Below are 8,017 nucleotides of genomic sequence, written 5' to 3' on the forward strand. Positions count from 1 at the left end.
ATCCCGTTGGTGTTCAAGCCATGCCGCGGATGTCGGTTTTGGCGCCGGGGCGGTTGCGGCGGATCGTGTGCATGACGAACAGGGTGATGAGCAGGAGGAGCACGCCGCCGCCCGCGCCGATGAGGGCGACCTGCATCGGGACCCAGTTCTTGGCCTCCGGTGCGGGCAGGGTGGCTTTCACGTCGAGCGCGGTGTCCGGCTGGACGCCCTGTTCGCTCGGGATGAGTGTGGTGAGCGCGCCGATGGGGTTGATCATTCCGAAGCCGACGGCGTTGTCCCGGCCGCCGGGGGCGGCGGGGTGCGACGCGGACAGCTTGATCCGGTCCATCACCTGCTTCGCGGTCAGGTTCGGGAACCGTTCGCGGATCAGCGCGGCCAGGCCGGAGACGTAGGGCGCGGCGAAGCTGGTGCCCTGGATGGACACCTGCTTGCCGTCCTGCAGCACCTGCATGTTCGCCAGGCCGTTGGTGGCGGGGTCGAGCGAGATGATGTCCGTGCCGGGCGCGGCGACGGTCACCCAGGGGCCTTGCACGGAGAAGTCCGCCGGGTCGCCGGTGCGGGACATGGCGGCCACGGAGATCACGTAGTCGGAGAACCACGGCGGCGTCACGATGTACGTGGGCTTGTTCGGGTCTACGCCGTTTCGTTGGTCCGGACAGCCGTGCTCGCCGGTGTTACCGGCGGAGGCCACGAGTACGACGTCCTTCTGCTCGAACGCGTACCGCAGCGCGGCTTGTAGTTGCTGCTCGGCGGGCGTGATCGACCCCTGGGACACCGGTCGGCAGTTGTCCACCGACATGTTGATCACACGGGCGCCCTCGTTGGCGGCCAGCACGACCGCCTTCGCCAGTGTCTCCAGGGTGCCTGCCGTGTCCTCTTTGCCGTCCTGGCCGCGCTTGCCCTTGTAGTTCCCGCTGGACTGGCGGATGGACAGGATCGTCGCGTCCGGCGCGATGCCGCGGAAGCCGATGTCGCCGCCCGCCGGCGGGTTCGCCGCGATGATGCCCGCCACCTCGGTGCCGTGCCCGTCGCAGTCCTCCAGGCCCTGCTTGTCCTTGATGACGAAGTCGCCGCCCGGCTGGACCCGGCCGCCGAGGTACGGGTGCTGCTTGACCCCGGTGTCGATCACGCCGACGGTGACGCCCTTGCCGGTGGCGAACTGGTGCAGGTCGTCGAAGCGCAACTGCAACTGGCCCCACGGCTTGTTCTTCAGGTCGACGCCCTGGTTCAGCGAGCCGATGCAGTTGTTGACCAACGTGTAGGTCGTGTCCGGGTCGTTGCCGGTCGGGACGGCCACGGTCGCGGGCAGCGGCGGCGGTTTCGCCATCGACGCCACCGGGTCTGGCGTCGATGGTGTGGACGGTTGCTGTGCGGACGCCGGGCCGGGCAGCGCGACGGCTAACGCGGCCGCCCCCACGGCGGCGGCGAGCCGTACCGGTGCCCTCATGAGTGGAACGTCACGTGTCGCAGCACGGAGTACAGGTCCATCACCGCGAGCGCCAACGGCAACACCGCGGTGATGCACGCCGCCTCGAAGATCTCCACCGTGCGCCGCAACGGCGGTGAGAACCGTTGCTCCGGGAACACCACGCCGAGCACCAACGCGCCCGCGGCCAGCAGGACCAGCGCGCCGAACACCCACAGCAGCCGGGAGAACGTGTCCGCGGTGAACAGCCAGCCGAGCACGATCCCCGCCGTGCCAAGCATCCCGGTCGCCAGCAGCGCGATCGCCTGACTGCCGTTGGCGTACGTACGGGCGCGCAGCAGCAGCACCAGCACCGCCACCGCGCCCAGCACGACGCCCCACGCGCCGGGCGCCGCCGCGGACACGATCGCGCCGATCGCGGTCACCGCGCCACAGCCGATGATCATGCCGGTCATGTACTCGTGCGCGAGACCCGCGCGCCGCTCGATCGACCGGTAGTCCGGGAACCCGGTGTCCTCCTTGAGGTCCTCCGCGCTGCCCGGCACGTTCGGCAGCGGCAACCGGGCCAACTGGATGGTCAACCGGGGCAGCACCGACAGCGCGCCCAGCGCCACCGCCACCGCGCCCGCCGCGATCCCCGCCGCCGGGTGGTCGATCAGCGTCGCCACCGCGAACGCGATCACCCCCAGCGCCGCCGCCGACCCGGCCGCGACGAACGTGGTCACCCCGGCCCCGATCAACATGATCGACGCCGACGCCACGATCAGCACCAGCGCCGAGGCCAGCAGCAGGCTCGGCCGACCCGGCTCGCCCGGCACGATGGAGAACCCGCTGACGAACGCCAGCGGCAACCCGCCCGCCGCCGCCACCAGCACCCCGGTCGTGCGGGCCTGGTAGCCGCGGGCGAGCACCGCGCCCAGCGCCACCGCGATCACCGCGCCCGCGCCCGCCGCGATCGCCGGACCCAGGTTCGACCCGCCCCACAGTGGACCGGCCATCAGCACCGCGAACGCCCCGGCCAGCAACGCGAGCGCGCCCGCGATGTGCCCGATCCGGTTCGCCGTCTCCTTCGTCCACGGCCGGTAGCTGTCCGGCGTGGACTCGGCGATGGCGTCGACCACGTCGTCGTACAGCGGTGGCGGCGGGTTCTCCGCGCGCTTGCGCAACTGCAGCATGTCGCCGTCGACGACACCGAGCGACCCGAGCGTCCGGCTCGGGTCCAGCGGGCTGTCGCCCAGCTTGGCCAGGCACCACCCGCCGTGCCGCGCGCCACCGTCCGGGGTGGTCTCGTTGGCCATCTCCAGCAGCATCGGCAGCAGGTCGGCCACCGAGACGTCGGCTGGCAGGGCCACATCGATGCGGGTCCTCGGCGCCACCACGGTCACCCGGCTGAAGACGGTCGTCCCGGCTGCCACTTGCCAGCCCCCTCGTGAGTTGTCCACAGGCCTGCACGGACCGACCCCGGTCGACCCGGGATCGGTCCTAGTATGGCCGCACCGATATCACGGGACGCGCCGGTTCCGTGGAACTCGGTGACGAAGGGGGTCGGCCGTGGTCGAGAAGGACGTCCGCGCGGTGCTCGCCGGGCTGTTGCCCGGCGCGCTGGTCGTGCTGGCGCTCGCGATCACCGCCGCGCCGTTCGCCGCCGGAACCGGGTCCACCCGCCGGGTCGTCCTCGGTGGCCTGTACCTGGTGCAGGCCGTGGTGTTCCTGGTCAGCGGCCGGGCGAGTGGGCCGGGCCGGTTCGCCGGGGGCGTGCTCGTGGTGGCCGTCGCGGTGGGGTTGACCTACCTGCAGGCGATCACCGGCGCGGGCGCGCTCGCCGTCGTGCTGGGCGCGGTGTTCGCGGTCGCCGCCATCGCCGGGATCTCGTTATCCGGTGCGCGCCCCGGTCAACCGGCCGGGAACCGGCGAGCGGTCCGGTAGCTTGCCGTGCGGGTCAATCCGCGTCGAACGTCAGAACTACTCGGAGAGGTGTCCACCCGGTGAGCACGCTGCAGTTCAAGCGGTCGCCCCGACTCGCCGCGCCGCGCCAGCCCGGCGGCGAGGTCCACCTCGAACCACCGCCCGAGGTGCCCAGGGTCATCCCCGGCAACATCGTGATGAAGCTGCTGCCCGGCGTCATGATCGTCGCCTCGGTCGGCATGATGGTGTTCATGTTCATGGTGGGCGGCAAGAACCCCACCTCGCTCCTGTTCGGCGGCATGTTCCTGATGTCGACCGTCGGCATGATGGCGGGCGGCATGGGCGGGCGCGGCGGCGGCCAGAAGAAGGCCGAGATGAACGAGGACCGCAAGGACTACCTGCGCTACCTCGGCCAGATGCGCGACCGGGCCCGCGAGGCCGCGCTCGACCAGCGCGCCTCCCTGGAGTGGACGCACCCGGACCCGCAGGCGCTGTGGTCGATCGCCACCAGCAGGCGGATGTGGGAGCGCCGCCAGGCCGACTCGGACTTCTGCCACCTGCGCGTCGGCCGCGGCTCGCAGCGGCTGGCCACCCGGCTCGTCCCGCCGCAGACCGGCCCGGTCGACGAGCTGGAGCCGATCGCCACGCTGGCGCTGCGCCGGTTCGTCCGCGCCCACTCGATCGTGCCGGACCTGCCCATCCAGGTCGCCGTGCGCGGGTTCGCCGCCGTCGGCCTCGCGGGCGACAAGGCGCTCACCCGCGGCCTCACCCGTGCCCTGCTGGCCCAGTTGGTCACCTTCCACACCCCGGACGACGTGCTCATCGCCGTGGTCACCTCGGGCAAGGCCAAGGCCGAGTGGGAATGGGCGAAGTGGCTGCCGCACGTCCAGCACCCCACCCTGGTCGACGGCATCGGCCAGTTGCGGATGATGGCCGGTTCGCTGGCCCAGATCGAGTCCTGGCTGGACGAGGAGCTGCGCGACCGGCAGCGGTTCACCCGCAACGCCCCGCCGCAGCCCGACCAGCCGCACGTGGTCATCGTCATCGACGACGGCGAGGTCACCCGCGAGGAACAGATCATCCTGGAGGAGGGCCTGGTCGGGGTCACCCTGCTCGACCTGTCCGAGTGCCTCGGCAACCTCACCGCCCGGCGCGGCCTGCGCCTGGTGGTCGAGGCCGACCGGCTCGGCGCCCGCAGCGCCTCCGGAGTGGAGTGGTTCGCCGCGCCGGACACGCTCACCGTCGCCGAGGCGGAGGCGTTGGCGCGCAAGCTGTCCCCGTACCGGCTCAGCGCCACCGCCGCCGACTCCGGCGACGAGGAACCGCTGCTGTCCAACCCGACGCTGCTCGAACTGCTCGGCATCCCGGGCGACCCGATGACCTTCGACGTGCAGCAGGCGTGGCGGCCCCGGCCGGTGCGCGACCGCTACCGGGTCCCGTTCGGCGTCGGCGAGTTCGGCCAGGCCGTCGAGCTGGACATCAAAGAGGCCGCCATGGAGGGCATGGGCCCGCACGGCCTGTGCATCGGCGCCACCGGGTCCGGCAAGTCCGAGTTCCTGCGCACCCTGGTGCTGGGCATGCTGTCCACGCACTCGTCGTCCACGTTGAACTTCGTGCTGGTCGACTTCAAGGGCGGCGCGACCTTCCTCGGTCTGGACAGCGCCCCGCACGTCGCCGCGGTCATCACCAACCTGCAGGGCGACCTCACCCTGGTCGACCGGATGAAGGACGCGCTGGCGGGCGAGATGAACCGCCGCCAGGAGGCGCTGAAGAACGGCGGCAACTTCAAGAACGTCTGGGAGTACGAGAAAGCGCGCGAGAACGGCGCCGACCTCGACCCGCTGCCCGCGCTGTTCATCGTGGTCGACGAGTTCTCCGAACTGCTCTCGGCCAAGCCGGACTTCATCGACCTGTTCGTCGCCATCGGTCGGCTCGGCCGGTCGCTGCAGATGCACATGTTGCTCGCGTCGCAGCGGTTGGAGGAGGGCAAGCTGCGCGGCCTCGACTCGCACCTGTCCTACCGGATCGGCCTGAAGACGTTCTCCGCGGCCGAGTCCCGCGCCGCCATCGGCGTGCCGGACGCGTTCGAACTGCCGTCGATCCCCGGCTCCGGCTACCTGAAGTTCGACACGAGCACCATGGTGCGGTTCAAGGCCGCGTACGTGTCCGGTCCGTACCGCCCCGCCGGGATGCAGGCCGCCGGTCCGGCCATCGCGGTCAGCGGGGACCGCCGGGCCAAGCTGTTCGTGCCGGACTACGTGGAGATCCCGAAGGAACCGGAGACGCCGCTGGAGCCGGTCCGGGAGGAGAAGAAACCCGAGGGCGGCACCGAGGCCAGCGAGCTCGACGTGATCGTCGGCAGGCTGGTCGGGCAGGGCCCACCCGCGCACGAGGTGTGGCTGCCGCCGCTGCACGAACCCAACTCGCTGGACACGCTGTTCCCGCCGCTGCAGCCCACCGAGGACCGCGGCCTGTCCCCGGTCGGCTTCTACGGCAACGGCAGGCTCCAGGTCCCGCTCGGCATCATCGACAAGCCGTTCGAGCAGCGCCGCGACCTGCTGTGGGCCGACTTCTCCGGCGCGGCCGGGCACGCCGCCATCGCCGGTGGCCCCCAGTCCGGCAAGTCGATGATGCTGCGCACCCTGGTCATGTCCATGGCGTTGACGCACACCGCAGAGGAAGTCCAGTTCTACTGCCTCGACCTCGGCGGCGGCACCCTCGGCACCCTGGAGGGTCTCCCGCACGTCGGTGGGGTGGCGGGCCGCATCGACCCGGACAAGGCGCGCCGGATGGTCGCCGAGGTCACCGGCCTGGTCACCGAACGCGAACAGCGCTTCCGCGACCTCGGCATCGACTCGATGACCGACTTCCGCAACCGCAAGCGCCGCGGCGAGCTCAAGGAAGACCCGTTCGGCGACGTGTTCCTCATCGTCGACGGCTGGCTCAACTTCCGCCAGGAGTTCGAGGCGCTGGAGATGCTGGTGGTCAACCTGGCCGCCCAGGGCCTGTCCTACGGCATCCACGTGATCGTCGCCGCCAACCGCTGGGCCGAGATCCGCCCCGCGCTCAAGGACCTGCTCGGCACCCGCTTCGAACTCCGCCTCGGCGACCCGAGCGAGTCCGATGTGGACCGTCGGGTGGCGGTCAACGTGCCCGCCGGTCGGCCAGGTCGCGGCCTGTCCCGGGACAAGCTGCACTTCCTCACCGGCCTCCCCCGGGTCGACGGGTCCCCCAACCCGGAGGACGTCGCCGGTGGCGTGCAGGACGCCGTCGCCAAGATCAAGTCAGCCTGGCGGGGCCGCACCGCGCCCAAGGTCCGCCTGCTGCCCGAGCTCATGCCCTACGACGACCTGCTCGCCATCGACCAGCGCCGCGACAGCAGGCTCGTCCCCATCGGCGTCGACGAGAACGACCTCGCCCCGGTCTACCTCGACCTCGACGCCGAACCCCACTTCGTCGCCTTCGCCGACGGCGAGTCCGGCAAGACCAACCTGCTCCGCGTCATCGTCCGCGGCATCATGGACCGCTACACCCCCAAAGAAGCCGTCATCATCCTGGTCGACTACCGCCGCACCATGCTCGGCTTCATCAACAGCGACCACCTCCTCGGCTACGCCGTGTCGTCCAACCAACTCGGCGACATGATCAAGGACGTCCGCGGCTCCATGCTGAAGCGGCTACCGGGCCCCGACGTCACCCAGGAACAGTTGAAGAACCGCTCCTGGTGGAAAGGCCCCGACCTCTTCGTCATCGTCGACGACTACGACCTCGTCGCCACCCAGGGCAACAACCCCCTCCAACCCATCGCCGAGTTCCTCCCCCAAGCCAAAGACGTCGGCCTGCACGTCATCACCGCCCGCCGCACCGGCGGCGCCAGCCGAGCCATGTTCGACCCCGTCCTCGGCAAACTCCGCGAAATCGCCAGCCCCGGCATCGTCATGAGCGGCAACAAAGACGAAGGCGCCCTCCTCGGCACGGTAAAACCCTCCACCCAACCCCCCGGCCGAGGCACCCTGGTCAGCCGCAAAGTAGGCCAAGCCCTCATGCACCTCGCCTGGATCCAACCCGACTAACACCCCCACCCACACGGCGCCCCCCACCCCGCCCAGGCACACCGTTGTGCCTGGGCACCCCTTTCCCACCCCAACCACGGCACCCCCAACCAAACCACCCCCCGAGAACCCACCACGACCAGCCTCCCCCCCGCACCCCAAACCCCCGCCCCGCATCGACGAAGCCCCACTCTTGCACCGCACGCCCAAAAACCCACACCTCATCGAGGAAGCGCCACCCCCGCACCGCACCCCTCGAAGCCAACGCCCATATCGACGAAGCCCACCAACCTGCGCCGCGCGCCCAAAAACCCAGCCCTGATCGACGAAGCGCCACACCGGCGCCGCGCGCCTCGGGACCCGCCGATGCCAACCGCCCGTTGTGGTGGAGTTGTTTTGTTTGGGGGGAGCGGGGGCCTAAGCCGGCCGGCGGGGAAGGCCACGCTTTCCAGTGGCCCCGCCTTTTAGCCTTACCCAGGCTGCCGCTAGGGGCCCCAAACAAAACAACTTCACCACAACGGGCACCCCAGCTTTAATCTGGCGCCAATGGCCGGCGTCGCCGAAGGCGACAAGGCCGAGTCTCGAGGCGAAGCCGAGGCCCAGAGTCCCCGCGTAGGCCCTCATGCCCCCGAGA

4 protein-coding genes are annotated in these 8,017 nt (G+C 70.7%); 2 read left to right on the forward strand and 2 right to left on the reverse strand.

Features of this window, described 5'->3' with window-relative positions; all coding sequences use genetic code 11:
* Window positions 1-13 precede the first annotated feature (13 nt).
* Entirely contained in the window at window positions 14-1,447 is a 1,434-nt protein-coding gene (gene mycP / locus H504_RS35980) for a type VII secretion-associated serine protease mycosin (RefSeq protein ID WP_051386044.1), read from the reverse strand.
* A complete protein-coding gene (eccD, locus tag H504_RS0119550) occupies window positions 1,444-2,841 on the reverse strand; it encodes a type VII secretion integral membrane protein EccD (protein ID WP_026424151.1) in 1,398 nt (465 codons plus the stop codon). Before eccD ends, mycP begins: the two co-directional genes overlap by 4 nt.
* A 136-nt stretch (window positions 2,842-2,977) precedes the next feature.
* On the opposite strand from eccD, the gene H504_RS0119555 reads away from it, so the two are divergent.
* Both H504_RS0119555 and H504_RS0119560 read left to right on the forward strand, forming a co-directional pair.
* Window positions 2,978-3,352 carry a hypothetical protein gene (locus tag H504_RS0119555; RefSeq protein WP_026424152.1) on the forward strand — a complete coding sequence of 125 codons (375 nt, stop codon included), beginning with the start codon at window positions 2,978-2,980 and terminating at the stop codon, window positions 3,350-3,352.
* Window positions 3,353-3,411: 59 nt separating this feature from the next.
* Entirely contained in the window at window positions 3,412-7,404 is a 3,993-nt protein-coding gene (locus H504_RS0119560) for a type VII secretion protein EccC (RefSeq protein WP_026424153.1), read from the forward strand.
* The last annotated feature ends 613 nt before the right edge of the window (window positions 7,405-8,017 follow it).

The organism is Actinokineospora inagensis DSM 44258, assembly GCF_000482865.1.
GTDB lineage: Bacteria > Actinomycetota > Actinomycetes > Mycobacteriales > Pseudonocardiaceae > Actinokineospora > Actinokineospora inagensis.